The 16,338-nt window shown below is 71.2% G+C and carries 16 protein-coding genes; 6 read left to right on the top strand and 10 right to left on the bottom strand.

Going from position 1 to position 16,338, the window contains the following annotated elements; all coding sequences use genetic code 11:
* A partial coding sequence (locus QZX64_RS15115; RefSeq protein WP_295661408.1) for a methylmalonyl-CoA mutase family protein occupies positions 1-959 on the bottom strand: 959 nt, incomplete at its 3' end.
* A gap of 139 nt (positions 960-1,098) precedes the next feature.
* Between QZX64_RS15115 and QZX64_RS15110 the strand changes: the two genes are divergently transcribed.
* Entirely contained in the window at positions 1,099-2,139 is a 1,041-nt protein-coding gene (locus QZX64_RS15110) for a glycosyltransferase (RefSeq protein ID WP_295661406.1), read from the top strand.
* Here QZX64_RS15110 and QZX64_RS15105 read toward each other — a convergent pair.
* The 5 genes from QZX64_RS15105 to QZX64_RS15085 are packed head-to-tail and all read right to left on the bottom strand — an operon-like array spanning position 2,136 to position 7,880.
* Positions 2,136-2,507, bottom strand: coding sequence for a VOC family protein (locus tag QZX64_RS15105; RefSeq protein WP_295661404.1), 372 nt, complete (start codon positions 2,505-2,507; stop codon positions 2,136-2,138). The two genes, QZX64_RS15110 and QZX64_RS15105, sit on opposite strands and share 4 nt — an antisense overlap.
* Before the next feature lie 46 nt (positions 2,508-2,553).
* On the bottom strand, positions 2,554-4,332 hold the full coding sequence (locus QZX64_RS15100; RefSeq protein WP_295661402.1) for an alpha-glucosidase: 1,779 nt from the start codon (positions 4,330-4,332) through the stop codon (positions 2,554-2,556).
* A gap of 52 nt (positions 4,333-4,384) precedes the next feature.
* On the bottom strand, positions 4,385-5,161 hold the full coding sequence (locus tag QZX64_RS15095; RefSeq protein WP_295661400.1) for a succinate dehydrogenase/fumarate reductase iron-sulfur subunit: 777 nt from the start codon (positions 5,159-5,161) through the stop codon (positions 4,385-4,387).
* Between the two features lie 2 nt (positions 5,162-5,163).
* The gene (locus QZX64_RS15090) at positions 5,164-7,059 is read right to left on the bottom strand and encodes a fumarate reductase/succinate dehydrogenase flavoprotein subunit (protein WP_295661398.1); all 1,896 of its coding nucleotides are present in this window, start codon (positions 7,057-7,059) and stop codon (positions 5,164-5,166) included.
* 26 nt (positions 7,060-7,085) lie between these two features.
* Positions 7,086-7,880 carry a hypothetical protein gene (locus QZX64_RS15085; RefSeq protein WP_295661396.1) on the bottom strand — a complete coding sequence of 265 codons (795 nt, stop codon included), beginning with the start codon at positions 7,878-7,880 and terminating at the stop codon, positions 7,086-7,088.
* 169 nt (positions 7,881-8,049) lie between these two features.
* Here QZX64_RS15085 and QZX64_RS15080 point away from each other — a divergent pair, with 169 nt between their 5' ends.
* The 4 genes from QZX64_RS15080 (at position 8,050) to QZX64_RS15065 (ending at position 12,328) form a co-directional block, all read left to right on the top strand.
* The gene (locus QZX64_RS15080) at positions 8,050-8,175 is read left to right on the top strand and encodes a hypothetical protein (RefSeq protein ID WP_295661394.1); all 126 of its coding nucleotides are present in this window, start codon (positions 8,050-8,052) and stop codon (positions 8,173-8,175) included.
* Positions 8,176-8,753: 578 nt separating this feature from the next.
* Complete coding sequence (locus tag QZX64_RS15075) at positions 8,754-9,467, top strand: succinate dehydrogenase cytochrome b subunit (RefSeq protein ID WP_295661392.1); 714 nt, start codon at positions 8,754-8,756, stop codon at positions 9,465-9,467.
* Between the two features lie 88 nt (positions 9,468-9,555).
* Complete coding sequence (locus tag QZX64_RS15070) at positions 9,556-11,508, top strand: fumarate reductase/succinate dehydrogenase flavoprotein subunit (RefSeq protein WP_295661410.1); 1,953 nt, start codon at positions 9,556-9,558, stop codon at positions 11,506-11,508.
* 76 nt (positions 11,509-11,584) lie between these two features.
* On the top strand, positions 11,585-12,328 hold the full coding sequence (locus QZX64_RS15065) for a succinate dehydrogenase/fumarate reductase iron-sulfur subunit (protein WP_295661390.1): 744 nt from the start codon (positions 11,585-11,587) through the stop codon (positions 12,326-12,328).
* Positions 12,329-12,399: 71 nt separating this feature from the next.
* Here the strand turns inward: QZX64_RS15065 and QZX64_RS15060 are convergent, their stop codons facing one another.
* The 4 genes from QZX64_RS15060 to trpS are packed head-to-tail and all read right to left on the bottom strand — an operon-like array spanning position 12,400 to position 15,303.
* Positions 12,400-12,624, bottom strand: a complete 225-nt coding sequence (locus QZX64_RS15060; RefSeq protein ID WP_295661388.1) for an SCO4848 family membrane protein — start codon at positions 12,622-12,624, stop codon at positions 12,400-12,402.
* Complete coding sequence (locus QZX64_RS15055) at positions 12,621-13,703, bottom strand: YihY/virulence factor BrkB family protein (RefSeq protein WP_295661386.1); 1,083 nt, start codon at positions 13,701-13,703, stop codon at positions 12,621-12,623. The genes QZX64_RS15060 and QZX64_RS15055 overlap by 4 nt, the downstream gene beginning before the upstream one ends.
* A gap of 7 nt (positions 13,704-13,710) precedes the next feature.
* Positions 13,711-14,238: a 2'-5' RNA ligase family protein gene (locus tag QZX64_RS15050; protein ID WP_295661384.1), complete on the bottom strand. Its 528-nt coding sequence runs from the start codon at positions 14,236-14,238 to the stop codon at positions 13,711-13,713.
* A gap of 9 nt (positions 14,239-14,247) precedes the next feature.
* Entirely contained in the window at positions 14,248-15,303 is a 1,056-nt protein-coding gene (gene trpS, locus QZX64_RS15045) for a tryptophan--tRNA ligase (protein ID WP_295661382.1), read from the bottom strand.
* A 443-nt stretch (positions 15,304-15,746) separates the two neighbouring features.
* Here trpS and QZX64_RS15040 point away from each other — a divergent pair.
* Positions 15,747-16,338, top strand: a 592-nt coding sequence (locus tag QZX64_RS15040) for a DUF222 domain-containing protein (RefSeq protein WP_295661380.1), incomplete at its 3' end; no start/stop codon positions are given.

The raw sequence follows: 16,338 nt of genomic DNA, 5'->3' as shown, positions 1-16,338 counted from the left end.
TTGACCCACGGGTCGTGCCTGGACGTCATCGGCCGGCTGGTGACGGCGTGCTGGGCCTGCGGCACGTCGTCGCCGCCGGACGCCTCGAGCACGCGGGCCCAGAGCCGCCGGGCCGCGCGGAGCTTGGCGATGGCCGGGAGCTGCTCGTCGGTCACGGCGTAGCGGAACTCGAGCAGCCGGGCGGCCTCGCCGACGGAGAGGCCCGCCTCGGCCAGGACCCGGAGGTAGGAGATGCCCACGGCCATCGTCCAGCCGAGCTCCTGCCCGTCGCTCGCGCCCTGGTCGTGCAGGGCGGTGCCGTCCACGACGAGGGCGCGGACGCCGAGCCGCACCGCTCGGCGCACGAGCGGCAGGAGGACGTCGTGCGGGCCGCGGCCGTCGTCACGCACAGGGCTGGGCAGCATCTCCAGGGTCGCCGGGTCGAAGCCCGGGCTGGTGCCGGGGTGGACGGAGCCGTCGTGCTGCTCCAGGAAGCCCAGGAACGACTCGGACTGCTCGATCGTGGGACGGTCCAGGGTCACCGCGGCCAGGTCGAGGAGCACGCCGTCGAGCAGCGTCTCCCAGTGGGGCGGCTCGTGGCCGTCGAGGTGGAGCAGGAGCGAGGTGGCGCCGTTCTCGAGGTCGACCAGGGCGGCCTCGTTGGCCGCCCCGGCGTCGGTCACCTCGACCTGCGTGCGCACGTCCCAGGCACCGGCGCGGGTCGGGCGGCCCGACGTGGTCCGGCCCTCCAGGTCGGAGGGCTGACCGATCGGCGGCACCTCGATGCCGTCGAGGGTGGTGCGCGCGAGCCGGTCCCACACCAGGCTGTCCGGCTCGTCCTCGCGCAGCCGGCGGGCCTTGCGCAGCACCGCCGCGCTCGCCCTCTCCCAGTCGGCGACCGTCGCGGTGTCGTCCGGCGAGGCCAGGCGGAGCGAGCCCTGCTCGGGCGCGAGCTCCTCGGGCTCCTCGAGACCACTCATGCTGCGAACAATAGGCAGCACCCCTCGTCGGCGACCACCGGGTGTGAGGTTTCCGGCACGGGCGAGTCCCCGACCGGCGTTCACCGCGGCGTCGTTCCGCGGCCTCCCCCGGTTGGTGTGCCGACCGCACGCTGCTGCCATGGCCCCCCACCGGATCGCCCTGGTGACCGAGTCCTTCCAGCCCGAGGTCGACGGCACCACCACCACGCTGCGCAAGGTCGCCGACCACCTCCTCGACTCGGGTCGCGAGGTGCTCGTCGTGGCGCCGGGGCCCGGACAGTCGTCGTACCGCTCGATGCCGGTGGCGCGGATCGTCCCGGGCCGCCGCGGCGCGCAGGTGCGCGCCGCGCTGGCCGGCTTCGCCCCCGACCTCGTCCACGTCGCCAGCCCCGGGGCGGTCGGCCGCCGCGCGCTCGCCCAGGCCCAGCGCCTCGGCACGCCCACCCTCGTGGTGCAGCACTCGCCCGTGTCCGCCGCCGGCGCGCGGCTGCGGACCGGACGCGTGCTCGCGACCAGCCCGTGGATGGCGGCGCGGCTGGCCGCGCTCGGCGTCGAGGCGGGGGTGTGGCAGCCGGGCGTGGACACCGCGGCGTTCACCCCCGCGCTGCGCGACCGGTGGCTGCACGACAGGTGGGCGCGTGCCCGGTCGGCCGGCGGCCCGCGCGTCGTGGTCGGCTACGCGGGCAGCCTGCAGAAGCGCCACGGCGTCCGCCGCCTCGCCGAGCTCGCCGACCTGCCCGGCATCCGGCTGGTCGTGATCGGCGACGGACCGCAGCGCGGGTGGCTGGAGAGGCACCTCCCCGGCGCCAAGGTCCTGGGCCCCCTCCCCACCGGCCAGCTCGCCACCGCCCTGGCCTCCCTCGACGTCCTGGTGCACCCGGGGACGGAGGAGACCTGCTGCCACGTGCACCGGGAGGCGGCGGCCTCCGGCATCCCGGTCGTGGCTCCCCGCGCCGGAGGGGTGGTCGGCGTCGTCCGGCCCCTCGAGACCGGTGTGACCTACGACGCCGGCGACCCGCACGCCCTGCGCCGGGCCGTGGCCGCCGTGGCCGCCGACCGCCGGCGCCACCTGCTGGGCGCGCGCGGGCGCGAGGTGGCGGCGGAGCGCACCTGGGGCGACGCGTGCGCCGAGCTCGACGCCGTCCACGCGCAGCTGCTGGGCGGCGCTGTCGCGGCCTAGGCGGACCAGTCGGGCAGCTGCTGGAGGGCCCAGCGGTTTCCGTCGGGGTCGGTGAAGCCGACGAAGCGGCCCCAGGCGAGCTCGTCGACGCCCGTCGCCTCGACGCCGCGCGAGCGCAGGTCGGCGTACGTCGCGTCGGCGTCCTCGACCACCATCTGCAGGTTGTCGAGGGATCCTGGCTCCATCCGCGTCAGGCCCCGGCCGACCGCGATGGAGCAGGCGGACCCGGGCGGGGTGAGCTGCACGAAGCGGACCGCCTCGCTCACCGTCTGGTCGTGGTCGACGACGAAGCCGACCCTCTCGTAGAACTCCTTGGCCCGGTCGACGTCGGTCACGGGCACCATCACCAGCTCCAGCTTCATGTCCATGCCCCGACCCTAGGGAGGCAACCGGCCAGCTCCTGACCGGAATCCGTCACGACCTCCGGAGGATCCAGGCCTCCCACGGGCGCAGCACCAGACGCGCGCCCGACTCCGGCCCGCCGGCGTTGGTGAGCACGAGCTCGGCGTCGATCCAGCCGGCCGCGTCGTCGACCGGCGCCTCCACGCCGTCCTCGGACGACAGGTTGGCGACCACCAGCAGCTCGGTGGAGCCGTGGCGGCGGATGAAGGCGTAGACCCGCTCGTCGTCGGGCAGCAGCATCGTGAAGCTCCCGTGGGCCACGGCCGGCTCGTCGTGGCGCAGCGCCACGAGGCGCCGGTGATGGGCCAGCACGGACCCCTCGTCGTCGACCTGGGCGGCGACGTTGACCGCGGCGTGGTCGTCGTTGACCGCGATCCACGGCGTGCCGGTCGTGAACCCCGCGTGCGGGCCGTCGTCCCACTGCATGGGCGTGCGGGCGTTGTCACGGCCCTTCCAGCGGATGGCCGCCATCGCCGTCTCGGCGTCGACGCCCTTGGCGATGGCGGCCCGGTGGGCGTTGAGCGACTCGATGTCGCGCAGTTGCACCAGGTCGGTGAAGCCGGCGTTGATCATGCCGATCTCGTCGCCCTGGTAGATGTAGGGCGTGCCCCGGTGCAGGTGCAGCACGGTCGCCAGCGCGGTGGCCGACCGCTCCCGGTGCTCCGGCGAGTCGTCGCCGAACCGGCTGACGCAGCGCGGCTGGTCGTGGTTGCCGAGGTAGAGGCTGTTCCAGCCGACGTCGGCGAGCCCCTCCTGCCAGCGACCCAGCGACCGCTTGAGGTCGATCATCGCCATCGGTCGGACGTCCCACTTGCCGCCCGGGCCGGAGTCGAGGTCGACGTGCTCGAACTGGAACACCATGTCGACCTCCGCCCGGGAGGCGTCGGTGTAGAGCCGCGCGTCCTCGACGGTCGCACCCGGCGTCTCGCCGACGGTGATGAGCCCGGGCGGGCGGCCGGCGAACACCTCGCGGTGCATCTCCTGGAGGAACTCGTGCACGCGCGGGCCGTTCAGCACGTACGGCGCCGGGTCGCCGTACAGCGTGGTGTCGACCATGCCGCCGCCGCCCGCCCCGCGGACCCCCGGCTCCGCGTCCAGCAGGCCGGGAGGCTCCTGGACCGTGACCTTGGAGATCAGGTTGATGACGTCCATCCGGAAGCCGTCGACGCCCCGGTCGAGCCACCACCGCATCATCGCGTGGACGGCACGGCGGACCTCCGGGTTCTCCCAGTTGAGGTCGGGCTGGCTGGCGGCGAACAGGTGCAGGTAGTACTCGCCGCTGGCCTCGTCCCAGGCCCAGGCGGAGCCGGAGAACACCGAGCCCCAGTTGGTGGGCTCGGCGCCCGGCTCGCCACCGGTGTGGCCGGGCCGTGGCGGCCGCCACCAGTACCAGTCGCGCTTGGGGTGCTCGCGGCCCGAGCGCGACTCGGCGAACCAGGCGTGCGCGCTGCTGGTGTGGTTGACCACGAGGTCCATCACCAGCCGCATGCCGCGCGCGTGCACCTCGGCGATGAGCTCGTCGAGGTCCTCGAGCGTGCCGAACACCGGGTCGACGTCGTGGTAGTCGCTGATGTCGTAGCCGTTGTCGTCCATCGGCGAGCGGTAGACCGGGCTCAGCCACACCACGTCGACGCCGAGGCGCTCGAGGTGGTCGAGCCGGCCCAGGACGCCGCGCAGGTCACCGATGCCGTCGCCGTTCGAGTCGGCGAAGCTCCGGGGATAGATCTGGTAGACGACGGCGGACTTCCACCAGTCGGGGGCAGGGGTCGGAGTCGCAGGGGTCGGGGTCACAGGCGGCACCTCGGTGTCGTGACAGCCATGCCCTCGACCCTAGACCGGGCCCTCACACCTCCGAGCGGCCCTCGTCGTCCCGGTTGCGCAGCCCGATCTTGCTGCCCAGCCACACCAGCGGGTCGAACTTGCGGTCCACCACGCGCTCCTTCATCGGGATGATCGCGTTGTCGGTGATCTTGATGCCCTCGGGGCACACCTCGGTGCAGCACTTGGTGATGTTGCACATGCCCAGGCCGGCCGCGTCCTGGGCGAGGGCCCGGCGGTCGTGGGTGTCGAGGGGGTGCATGTCCAGCTCGGCGTACCGGATGAAGAACCGGGGCCCCGCGAACGCCGGCTTGTTGTCCTCGTGGTCGCGCACCACGTGGCAGGTGTTCTGGCACAGGAAGCACTCGATGCACTTGCGGAACTCCTGGCCCCGCTCCACGTCGATCTGCGCCATCCGGCGCTTGCCGTCGGCATCGCGCGGGCCGAGGTCGGCGTAGGGCAGCTCCTTGGCCTTCTCGTAGTTGTAGGACACGTCCGTGACGAGGTCGCGGATCACCGGGAAGGTGCGCAGCGGGGTCACCGTGATGATCTCGGACTCCTCGAAGTCGCTCAGCCGCGTCATGCACAGCAGACGCGGCCGGCCGTTGACCTCCGCCGAGCACGACCCGCACTTCCCGGCCTTGCAGTTCCACCGGATGGCGAGGTCGCCGGCCTGGGTGGCCTGCACCCGGTGCAGGGCGTCGAGCACGACCTCCCCCTCGGAGACCTCGACGGTGTAGTCGCCGAGCCCACCGCCCTCCTGGTCGCCGCGCCAGATCCGCATGGTCAGGTCGTACCCCATGGCTACTTCCCCTCCTTGCTGGCGGCCGGGCTCTCGACCGACGCGGGCTCGAAGTGCTTCTTGAGCACCTCGGGCATCTCCGGCAGCGGCTGCTCGTGCAGGTCGACGCCGCTGCCGTCGGCGTCGATGGTCACCACGAGGTTCTTGGTGGCCCACTCCTCCTCGGGGCCGGGGAAGTCGTCGCGGGTGTGCCCGCCGCGGGACTCCTCGCGCGCCAGGGCGGCCTTGGCGATGCACTCGCTGACGAGCAGCATGTTGCGCAGGTCCAGGGCGAGGTGCCAGCCCGGGTTGTACTGGCGGTGACCCTCCACGACCATCGCGGCCGCCCGCGCCTTGAGCTCCTCGATCGCCTGCAACGACCGCTCGAGCTCCTCGGCGGTGCGGATGATCCCCACCAGGTCGTTCATCGACTGCTGGAGGTCGCCTTGGATGGCGTACGGGTTCTCGCCGCCTCCGTGGGGACCGGCAGAGACCTCGAACGGGGCGAGCGCGCTCACCTGCGCCGCCTTCACGTCGTCCTCGACGACGACCGGGCGGCTCCCGGCCAGCCCGTCGGCGTAGGAGGCCGCGGCCTCGCCGGCCCGGCGGCCGAAGACGAGCAGGTCGGACAGCGAGTTGCCGCCGAGCCGGTTCGAGCCGTGCATTCCTCCGGCACACTCCCCCACGGCGTACAGGCCGGGGACCGCGCTGAGCTCGGTGTCGGGGTCGACCTCGACGCCGCCCATGACGTAGTGGCAGGTGGGGCCGATCTCCATCGGCTCGGCGGTGATGTCGACGTCGGCCAGCTCCTTGAACTGGTGGTACATCGACGGCAGGCGCTTGCGGATGAACTCGGGCGAGCGGCGCGAGGCGATGTCGAGGAAGACGCCGCCGTGGGGCGATCCCCGCCCGGCCTTGATCTCGGAGTTGATGGCGCGAGCCACCTCGTCGCGGGGCAGCAGCTCGGGTGGGCGGCGGTTGCTGTTCTTGTCGTCGTACCACCGGTCGGCCTCCTCGGCCGTGTCGGCGGTCTCGGAGCGGAAGTAGTCGGGGATGTAGTCGAACATGAAGCGGGTGCCCTCGGAGTTCTTCAGCACCCCGCCGTCACCGCGCACGGACTCGGTGACCAGCAGGCCCTTCACCGACGGCGGCCACACCATGCCGGTCGGGTGGAACTGCACGAACTCCATGTTGATCAGCGAGGCACCGGCCCGCAGGGCCAGGGCGTGGCCGTCGCCGGTGTACTCCCAGGAGTTCGAGGTGATCTTGAACGACTTGCCGATGCCGCCGGTGGCGAGCACCACGCTGGGGGCCTCGAAGGCGACGAACCGGCCGGTCTCGCGCCAGTAGCCGAAGGCACCGGAGATCCTCGCGTCCCCGGCTCCGCGGTCCAGGAGCAGCTCGGTGACGGTGAGCTCCATGAAGACGTCGATGCCCAGCTGCACGGCGCGCTGCTGGAGCGTGCGGATCATCTCCAGGCCGGTGCGGTCGCCGACGTGGGCGAGGCGGGCGTACTTGTGCCCGCCGAAGTCGCGCTGGGAGATCAGGCCGTCGTCGGTGCGGTCGAACAGCGCGCCCCAGTCCTCGAGCTCCAGCACCCGCTCGGGCGCCTCCTGGGCATGCAGCTGCGCCATCCGCCAGTTGTTGAGCATCTTGCCGCCGCGCATGGTGTCGCGGAAGTGCACCTCCCAGTTGTCCTCGGGCCAGCGGTTGGCCATCGCCGCGGCGATGCCGCCCTCGGCCATCACCGTGTGGGCCTTGCCGAGCAGCGACTTGCACACGATGGCCGTGCGGGCGCCCGCCTCGTGCGCGGCGATCGCGGCCCGGAGCCCGGCCCCGCCGGCGCCGACCACCACGACGTCGTAGGCGTGCCGCTCCATGCCGCCGGTCCCGCCGGCCGACATCTCGTTGCCGGTCATGGGGTGCCTCGTCGATCCGGCCGCCATCAGAAGAACCTCACGTCCTCGATCGTCCCGGTGGCCAGCAGGTAGACGTAGAGGTCCACCAGTGCCACCGAGAACAAGGAGTACCACGCGTAGCGGGCGTGGTGGGCGTTGAGCCGCGACACCCAGGTCCAGAGCCGGTAGCGCACCGGGTGCTTGGAGAAGTGCCGCAGCCGTCCGCCGACCGCGTGGCGACACGAGTGGCAGGAGAGCGTGTACAGCCAGATCAGCACGATGTTGACGAGCATCAGAAGCGTGCCGAGGCCCATGTGGCCCCACTCCTTGTCCTCGTTGCGGAATGCCAGCACCGTGTCGAAGGTCAGCACGAGGCCGACCAGCACCGCGGCGTACCAGAACCAGCGGTGGGCGTTCTGCAGCAGGAGTGGGAAGCGGGTCTCGCCGGAGTAGGTCTTGTGCGGCTCGGCGACGGCGCACGCGGGCGGGGAGAACCAGAAGGCGCGGTAGTAGGCCTTGCGGTAGTAGTAGCAGGTCATCCGGAAGCCCAGCGGGAACACCAGGACGAGCAGGGCCGCCGAGAACGGGAACGCCCGGAACGGCTGGCCGAAGTCGGAGGCACCCTCCACGCAGTCGCCCAGGCACGGCGAGTAGAACGGCGAGAGGTACGGCGAGGCGTAGTAGTCGCGGCCCATGAACGCGCGCACCGAGGCGTAGACGACGAAGGCCGCGAACACCACGAACGTCGCCAGGGGCGCCAGCCACCAACGGTCCTGGCGCAGCGTCCTCTGCGGTATCCGGGCCCTCGTCGGGCCGGTCACTCCCGTGTCGGTCGTTGCCACGTTTCCTCCGAGCGTTCGGCGAGGACCCGACTATGACGCGTGCCACACCCCAGCGGAAGAGGGCGCGCGAGCGGCATCGTGCCTGCCTGGTCCACCCTCTCACGCAGGGCGTAGCACCCGGGCGCATGGGCGGGGCCGGTCGTGGGCACCGGACGGCATGGTCCGCCCCGTGGAAGACCCCGACAGCGTCGACCCGACGAAGCAGTCCGGACGCCCCTTCTTCCTGCTGGGCATCCTCATCACGATCATCGTGGTGCTCAGCATCATGGTGATCATCGGCAGCCAGGCCGGCTGACGGCCCTGACGCCCCTCCTCGGAGGCCTCTGAACTTCACGGCCGCCTGGAACGACCGGCACCTGGCACCTCACCGTCACCGCCGTCGGGCTCGTCGCCTGGTCCGTGTCATCCGGCGTCACCACGTCCGGCCTCCTGGCCACGCTGCACCACCAGGCCGCGCCGTTCGCGCTGCCGATCACCGGTGCGGAGCTGGAGGAGTCCTACCGCCAGGCCGGCGCGTGGTGGTGGCGCGTGCCGTACGTCGCCTCGCTGTGCACGCTCGCAGCGCTCGCAGCGCTGCTGCACGGCGCGACGGGGGCGCCGCGAACGGGTGGATCGACCGCGAGGCCGCCATCCTGGAGACCCTCACCTCGATCCGCCGCGGTGCTCTGGTGGGCCTCGGCCGACCCGGGCCGGCGGCCCTCCACCAGGCCGGCGTCGTCGTCGCTCGACTACCCGGCCGACCGGCCGTGGCCGGTGCTGTCCCGATCGAGCCAGCACGGTCTCCGCCGACGTCGCCGCGCATGGAAGCGGGACGGACATTTGTCACACGTCCTGCGCTGCTCCCGGGTGTGTCGCGGCAGTACCGTGAGGTACGTGGCAACCCAAATATCCGGCCCAGGCCTGGTCACCGGAGCACGCGCCTCTCGCTCCACCATCGCCCTGAAGCTCCTCGTGGCCCTCAGCGGACTGATCTTCATCGGCTACGTCCTGCTGCACATGTACGGCAACCTCAAGGCCTTCGCCGGTCACGACTCGTTCAACGAGTACGCCGAGCACCTGCGCACGTTCGGCGAGCCGATCCTGCCCCGCGGCGGACTGCTGTGGATGGTGCGCGCCGTGCTGATCATGGCGGTCCTCACCCACGTCTACGCCTCCATGACGCTGTGGCGCCGCGCTCAGAACGCCCGGCCGGTCAAGTACGCCAGGAAGAAGCGCACCGGCGCGATCTGGGCGAGCGGGTTCATGCGCTGGGGCGGCCTCGCGCTCCTGCTCTTCATCGTGTGGCACCTGCTGCACTTCACGATCGCCAAGATCAATCCTGCCGGCGGTGCCACCAACGACCCGTTCAACCTGATGGTCGACTCCTTCGACGTCTGGTGGATGACGGCGATCTACCTCGCCGCGATGCTGGCGCTGGGCGCCCACATCCACCACGGGTTCTGGAGCGCCTGCCAGACGCTCGGCCTCACCAACACCGCTCGCTCCCGCGGCCGCGCCAAGCGGGTCTCCCTCACCCTGGCGGTCGTCGTCGCCGTCGGGTTCTCGCTCGTCCCGCTCGCCGTCGTCGCCGGCGTCATCGAGAAGTAAGGCTGCGCCTCCCATGACAGACATGCCGGACACCACCCTCACCTCCCACCCCTCGCACGACGCGCCCGCCGACGGGTCCGACGACGCCATGGGCTACTACACCCCGGGTGAGCCGCTGGTCGACCGCAAGGCGCCCGACGGGCCCATCGACGAGCGCTGGAACACGCGCAAGTTCGAGGCCCGGCTGGTCAACCCGGCCAACCGCCGCAAGCTCTCGGTCATCATCGTCGGCACCGGGCTGGCCGGAGGCTCGGCGGCGGCCACGCTCGGCGAGGCCGGCTACCGCGTGAAGTCCTTCTGCTACCAGGACTCCCCGCGTCGTGCCCACAGCGTCGCCGCGCAGGGCGGCATCAACGCCGCCAAGAACTACAAGGAGGACGGCGACTCCGTGCACCGCCTCTTCTTCGACACGGTCAAGGGCGGCGACTACCGCTCCCGCGAGTCGAACGTCTACCGCCTCGCCGAGGTGTCCACCAGCATCATCGACCAGTGCGTCGCCCAGGGCGTCCCCTTCGCGCGAGAGTACGGCGGCCTGCTCGACAACCGCTCCTTCGGCGGCGTGCAGGTGTCCCGCACCTTCTACGCCCGCGGCCAGACCGGCCAGCAGCTGCTCATCGGCGCCTACCAGGCGATGGAGCGCCAGGTGCACGCCGGCACGGTCGAGGAGTTCACCCGCCACGAGATGCTCGAGCTGGTCGTCGTCGACGGCAGGGCCCGCGGCATCATCGCCCGCAACATGGTGACCGGCTCGGTCGAGACGCACCTGGCCGACGTGGTCGTGATCGCCAGCGGCGGCTACGGCAACGTCTTCTACCTCTCCACCAACGCGATGGGCAGCAACACCACCGCGACGTGGCGGGCCTACCGCAAGGGCGCCTACATGGCGAACCCCTGCTACACCCAGATCCACCCCACGTGCATCCCGGTGTCCGGCTCCCACCAGTCGAAGCTGACCCTGATGAGCGAGTCGCTGCGCAACGACGGCCGCATCTGGGTGCCGAAGAACCAGGCCGACTGCACCAAGGACCCGCGTGACATCGCCGAGAAGGACCGCGACTACTACCTGGAGCGGATCTACCCCGCCTTCGGCAACCTGGTGCCCCGCGACATCGCCTCGCGCGCCGCGAAGTACGTCTGCGACGAGGGTCGCGGCGTCGGGCCCGAGGTCGAGGGTGCGCGCCGCGGCGTCTACCTCGACTTCGCCGACGCCATGGACCGCCTCGGCGAGCCGGCGATCCGGGAGAAGTACGGCAACCTCTTCGACATGTACGCCCGCATCACCGGGGAGAACCCCTACGACGTCCCGATGCGCATCTACCCGGCGGTGCACTACGTGATGGGCGGCCTGTGGGTCGACTACGACCTGCAGTCGACCATCCCGGGCCTGTTCGTGACCGGCGAGGCCAACTTCTCCGACCACGGCGCCAACCGGCTGGGCGCCTCGGCGCTCATGCAGGGCCTGGCCGACGGCTACTTCGTGCTCCCGCACACGATCCGCGACTACCTCTCCGACGGTCCCTTCGAGGTCGTCCCCGAGGACCACCCGGCCGTCGTGGAGTCCCTCGCCGCCGTCGAGGAGCGCATCCGGCACTTCATGACCGCCAAGGGCACGCGCAGCGTGGACTCCTACCACCGCGAGCTGGGCAACATCATGTGGGAGTACTGCGGCATGGAGCGCAGCGAGGACGGCCTCAAGAAGGCGATCGACCTCATCCGCACGCTCAAGGACGACTTCTACCGCAACGTCCGGGTGCTGGGGCACGACCAGAGCCTCAACCAGAGCCTGGAGAAGGCCGGCCGTGTCGCCGACTTCATCGAGCTGGGTGAGCTGATGTGCATCGACGCGCTGAACCGGCGCGAGTCGTGCGGCGGCCACTTCCGGACCGAGTCCTCGACCGAGGACGGCGAGGCGCTGCGCCACGACGACTTGTACGCCTACGTCGCGGCGTGGGAGTTCACCGGCGACGAGGAGCCTCCCGTGCTCCACAAGGAGGACCTCGTCTACACCGCCATCGAGATGAAGCAGAGGTCCTACAAGTGACCGCTGCCCGGGGCCGGCACGGCCTCAACCCGACCACCGCCGCGAGCCTGCGGCCCATCGAGGGAACGGACGAGAAGTGAAGCTGACCCTAGAGATCTGGCGTCAGGAGGACGCCGCCTCCAAGGGCGCCATGCAGACCTACGAGATCGACGAGGTCTCGGAGGACATGTCGTTCCTGGAGATGCTCGACGTCCTCAACGAGCAGCTCAACTCCCAGGGCGATGAGCCCATCGCGTTCGACTCCGACTGCCGTGAGGGCATCTGCGGCATGTGCGGGCTGATGATCAACGGCGAGGCGCACGGCCCGGAGGTCACCACGACCTGCCAGCTGCACATGCGCTCGTTCAAGGACGGCGACACCATCACGATCGAGCCCTGGCGTGCCAGCGCGTTCCCGGTCATGAAGGACCTGTGCGTCGACCGGGGCTCGCTGGACCGGATGATCCAGCAGGGCGGCTACATCTCGGTCAACACCGGCTCGGCCCCCGAGGCGCACTCGGTGCCGGTCCCGCGCGACCACGCCGTCCGCGCGTTCACCGCCGCGGCCTGCATCTCCTGCGGCGCGTGCGTGGCCGCCTGCCCCAACGGCTCGGCCCAGCTCTTCGTGGGCGCCAAGATCACCCATCTCGGCGAGCTGCCCCAGGGTCAGCCGGAGCGCGACCAGCGGGTCGTCGACATGGTCGCCCAGCACGACCACGAGGGCTTCGGTGGCTGCACCAACATCGGTCAGTGCACGGCCGCGTGCCCCAAGGAGATCCCGCTCGACGTCATCTCCCAGCTCAACAAGGACCTGCGCACCGCGCTGCGGCACGGTCTCTGACCAGGCGCTCCGCGACGTACGACGACCCGGCCCCCCGCGAGGGTGCCGGGTCGTCCGTCGTACGCCATCGGTCAGTCGCGGGTCGAGCGCAGGGCCTTCCAGCCCAGCGAGCCCAGCAGCGCCGCGATCGCGACGTTCACCACGATGAGCACGGAGTGGGCGACCCAGTAGCCGGTGGCGCGCTCCTCCCCCGACTCGTAGGCCGAGTACAGGTTCCTGGCGAAGTTGCCGAAGGTGACGACGTTCCAGGCTGCGACGGCGAGCAGCAGGACGGCATGCCTGCGTTCGAGCTTCACTGCTTGTTCCTCCTCAGTACGGCGGTGAGCACCAGGGCGGCGGTGCCGCCGGCGACGAACGCGACGCCCGTCCGGGTGTCCTGCACGGCGGCCGCGGCCGGCGCCCGCAGCCCGTTCGGTGCGACCTCGCCGGCACCGACGGCGGGCTCGAACAGCACCGGCCCGACCGCGGGTCCCTCGGGCAGGGCGGGCGGGTTGCGCTCCGCGGCCTCCGCCCGGGCCGCGGGCGAGGTGTGCGCCCAGCTCGCGGCGTACATGACGACGCGCGAGAAGTAGTTGATCCACACGAGCAGGATCAGCGCGATCCCGAAGGCCTGGAAGGCGGGCGAGTTCTCGGTCAGCCCCAGGAGCAGACCCGACAGCCGCTTGAGCACCTCGAAGCCCAGCGCACCCAGCAGCGCGCCCGACCACAGCGAGCGCCGGGGCGTGTGCGGCTGCGCCAGCAGGGCGAAGAGGGCGAAGAACAGCACCATGTTGGCGCCGATGCCCAGCGCGACCGTGACGAGCTTCAACAGCGGCGACAGCTCGGTGGCCAGCCCGACCCAGTCGAGGATCTGCTCCGAGAAGCGGCTCACGAGGCTCGAGATCGCCACGCTCACGATGAGGACGGTGCCGATGAGGGCCAGCGTCACGAGGTCGCGCAGCTTGCCGATGACGATGTTGGGCTGGTCGCGCTGCTCCACCTCGAAGACGACGACGAGGGCGTCACGCATCGCGGAGAGCCAGCCGAGGCCGGCGTACAGCACGCCGGCGAGGCCGACGAGACCGACGGCACCCGCCGACTGCTCGATGTCGGCGAGGTTGATCTGGCCCTCGCCGGCGCCGATGATGCCGGGCAGCAGCTGCCCGATGCCCTCGACGAGGTTGTCCCGGGCATCGGGGTAGACGCGGGCGACGTACCCGACGAAGAAGAACGAGACCGCCAGCACCGGGAAGAACGACAGGAAGGCGAAGTAGGTGACCGCGCCCGCCTGCAGGCTGCCCTTGACCCGGCCGTAGTGCTCGTTCATGCGCAGCACGTGGTCGAGGAGGGGGTGCTGCTCGCGCACGTCCTCGAGGCGCTCCTTCAGCGAGGGCACGGCCGCCTCACGCTTCCGCGGGGCGCAGGGGGAAGGCGCGGTCGGGACGCCAGCCCGAGTCGACGTCGTGGCAGTAGAGGTGGAACTCGGTCACGTCGAAGACGCACTCGAAGCCGGCCAGGTCGTCGAACGCCCGGTCGAGACGTGGGTCGTCGAGGTGGTGGGCGATCGTGACGTGCGGGTGGAACGGATAGGTCAGGTCGACCTCCAGGGGCCCTTGGCGAACGTCCTCGGCGAGCCGCTCGCACTCGGAGATCCCGCGGGCCAGGGCCACGAAGACGACCGGCGAGACGGGGCGGAAGGTGCCGGTGCCGCGCAGGTGGACGGTGAAGCCGCGATGGGCCTCCGCGACGTCGAGCAGGTGGCGCTCGCACGCGGCGTACCCGGCGGGGCTCACCTGCACCGGCGGGATGAGGGTGATGTGCGTGGGGATCTTGGTGGCCGTCTCGTCGCCCAGGGCGGCGCGGTAGTCCTGCAGGTCGCTCGCCCAGGGCTGGGGGATGGCGACGGCGACTCCGATCGTGGACACGGGCATCCGAGGAGCCTACCGACCCGGGAGGAAGCCGACGCGGTCGTAGACGTCCCGCAGCGTCGCCTCCGCCACGGCTCCCGCCCGCGCGGCTCCGTCGGCGAGGACCGACTCGAGCTCGGTGCGGTCGTCCATCAGCTCCAGGGTGCGGTCGCGGAAGGGGGTGACGAAGTCGATCACGATCTCGGCGAGGTCCTTCTTCAGGTCGCCGTAGCCGCGGCCGGCGTACTGCTCCTGGAGGTCGGTCACGGTGGTGCCGGTGAGCGCGGAGGCGATCGTGAGCAGGTTGCTCACACCCGGCTTGGCCTCGGGGTCGAAGAGGATCTCGGAGCCGGAGTCGGTGACCGCCGAGCGGATCTTCTTGGCGCTGACCCTCGGCTCGTCGAGCATCTCGATGATGCCGCCCGGCGATGACGCCGACTTCGACATCTTCGCGGTCGGCTCCTGGAGGTCGGTGATCTTGGCCGTCGCCTTGAGGATGTAGGGCTCGGGCAGCCGGAACGTCCTCCTGTAGCGGTGGTTGAAGCGCTGCGCGAGGTCACGGGTGAGCTCGAGGTGCTGGCGCTGGTCCTCGCCGACCGGCACGTAGTGCGGCCGGTAGAGCAGGATGTCGGCCGCCTGCAGCACGGGGTAGGTGAAGAGCCCGACGCTGGCGGCGCCCTCGCCGCCCTTGGCCGACTTGTCCTTGAACTGCGTCATCCGGCGGGCCTCGCCGAAGCCGGTGAGGCACTGCAGCACCCAGCCGAGCTGGGCGTGGGCGGGCACCTGGCTCTGCACGAAGATCGCCGAGTGCCGGGGGTCGATTCCCATGGCGATCAGCTGGGCGGCGGCGCGCAGCGTGCGCTCGCGGAGGACCTTGGGGTCCTGCTCGAGGGTGATCGCGTGCAGGTCGGCGATGAAGAAGAACGGCTCGTGCTCGGCCTGCAGGTCGACCCACTGACGCAGGGCGCCGAGGTAGTTGCCGAAGTGGAAGGAGTCGGCGGTGGGCTGGATGCCCGACAGCACCCGCGGCCGGGCGGTGCCGCCGCCCGTCTGCGTCTGCGTGGCGGGTTCTCCTGCGATGCTCGGCATGGGCGGGATTCTTCCACCCGTGCAACCTGGCGGACCTGCCGGGAGTCGTCATGTCGAGAGCACCGGCCGCACCGAGGGGGACGGATGAGCGACCTCGACTTCGTCCACGAGGTGTACGACGCGTCGTACGCGCGTCTGCACCGACATGCCAAGGCTCGAACGGCGGTCTGCGGACAACCGGTGTGCAGCCCCGAACCTGCTGGCCTGGCCTGCGCCGGGCTGGGCGGAGGTTGACTGCCCAGCGCCCGGTGGTTGACGTGACCGATCAGTCGACGACTGTGCCTGGTCGAGGTGAGAAGGGGGGCCCGCCGGCGACCGTCGGTCGAGGGGCGAGACGCGTCAGCGACGTCCTCCACAACCAAGGCTCGATCCATCCGGATCGGTCGTCCACAGGCCGCTCGTGCACGTCTCAGAATGTCGGTGCTCGGTGGTTGAGTTCTCCTATGGCCACCACGACCAACGAGCTCCCCGACACCGCGGCTGCGGTGCTCGGCTACGCCCGTTCGCGTCGTGCTCTGGCTGATGCTGCTGAGGCGGAGCTGCTGGTCGCGGCGTGCCAGTGGGCCGACCTCCACCCCGCCACCGAGGACTCCGCCGCGACCTTCACCATGCCCGGTGGCGGTGAGCACGAGGAGCCCGTCGCCGGACCGGGTGCGCCGTTGGTGGCGGAGTTCTGCATCGCCGAGCTCGGCGCCGCCCTCGGGATGTCCACAGTCGCAGCCAAGCGGCTCATCGGCCAGGCCCTCGAGCTCCGCCACCGCCTCCCGCGATTGTGGCGCCGGGTGCAGGCCGGTGAGCTGCCCGCCTGGAAGGCCCGTCGGGTCGCCGAGACCACCATCCACGCCGACCTGTCCCAAGAAGCCGCCGCGTATGTGGACCGGCAGCTCGCCCCGTTCGCGCACCGCACCTCCACCACCACCGTCGACCGGCTCGTCGATGCCGCGATCGCCCGGTTCCACCCCGACCGGGCGGCCCTGGAAGCCGCCCGCGGTGCCGACTCCCGCCACGTGACCATCGAGGAGCAGCAGGTCTCCT

The organism is uncultured Nocardioides sp. (genome assembly GCF_902805925.1).
GTDB lineage: Bacteria > Actinomycetota > Actinomycetes > Propionibacteriales > Nocardioidaceae > Nocardioides.
Note: the sequence above shows the minus strand (reverse complement) of the source record. Positions and strands in the feature narration are given on the sequence as shown.

Coding starts and splice junctions, on each gene's coding strand:
- QZX64_RS15110 (WP_295661406.1), top strand. CDS start 1,099: ATGGCCCCCCACCGGATCGCCCTGGTGACCGAGTCCTTCCAGCCCGAG.
- QZX64_RS15105 (WP_295661404.1), bottom strand. CDS start 2,507: ATGGACATGAAGCTGGAGCTGGTGATGGTGCCCGTGACCGACGTCGAC.
- QZX64_RS15095 (WP_295661400.1), bottom strand. CDS start 5,161: ATGGGGTACGACCTGACCATGCGGATCTGGCGCGGCGACCAGGAGGGC.
- QZX64_RS15090 (WP_295661398.1), bottom strand. CDS start 7,059: ATGACCGGCAACGAGATGTCGGCCGGCGGGACCGGCGGCATGGAGCGG.
- QZX64_RS15070 (WP_295661410.1), top strand. CDS start 9,556: ATGGGCTACTACACCCCGGGTGAGCCGCTGGTCGACCGCAAGGCGCCC.
- QZX64_RS15050 (WP_295661384.1), bottom strand. CDS start 14,238: ATGCCCGTGTCCACGATCGGAGTCGCCGTCGCCATCCCCCAGCCCTGG.
- trpS (WP_295661382.1), bottom strand. CDS start 15,303: ATGCCGAGCATCGCAGGAGAACCCGCCACGCAGACGCAGACGGGCGGC.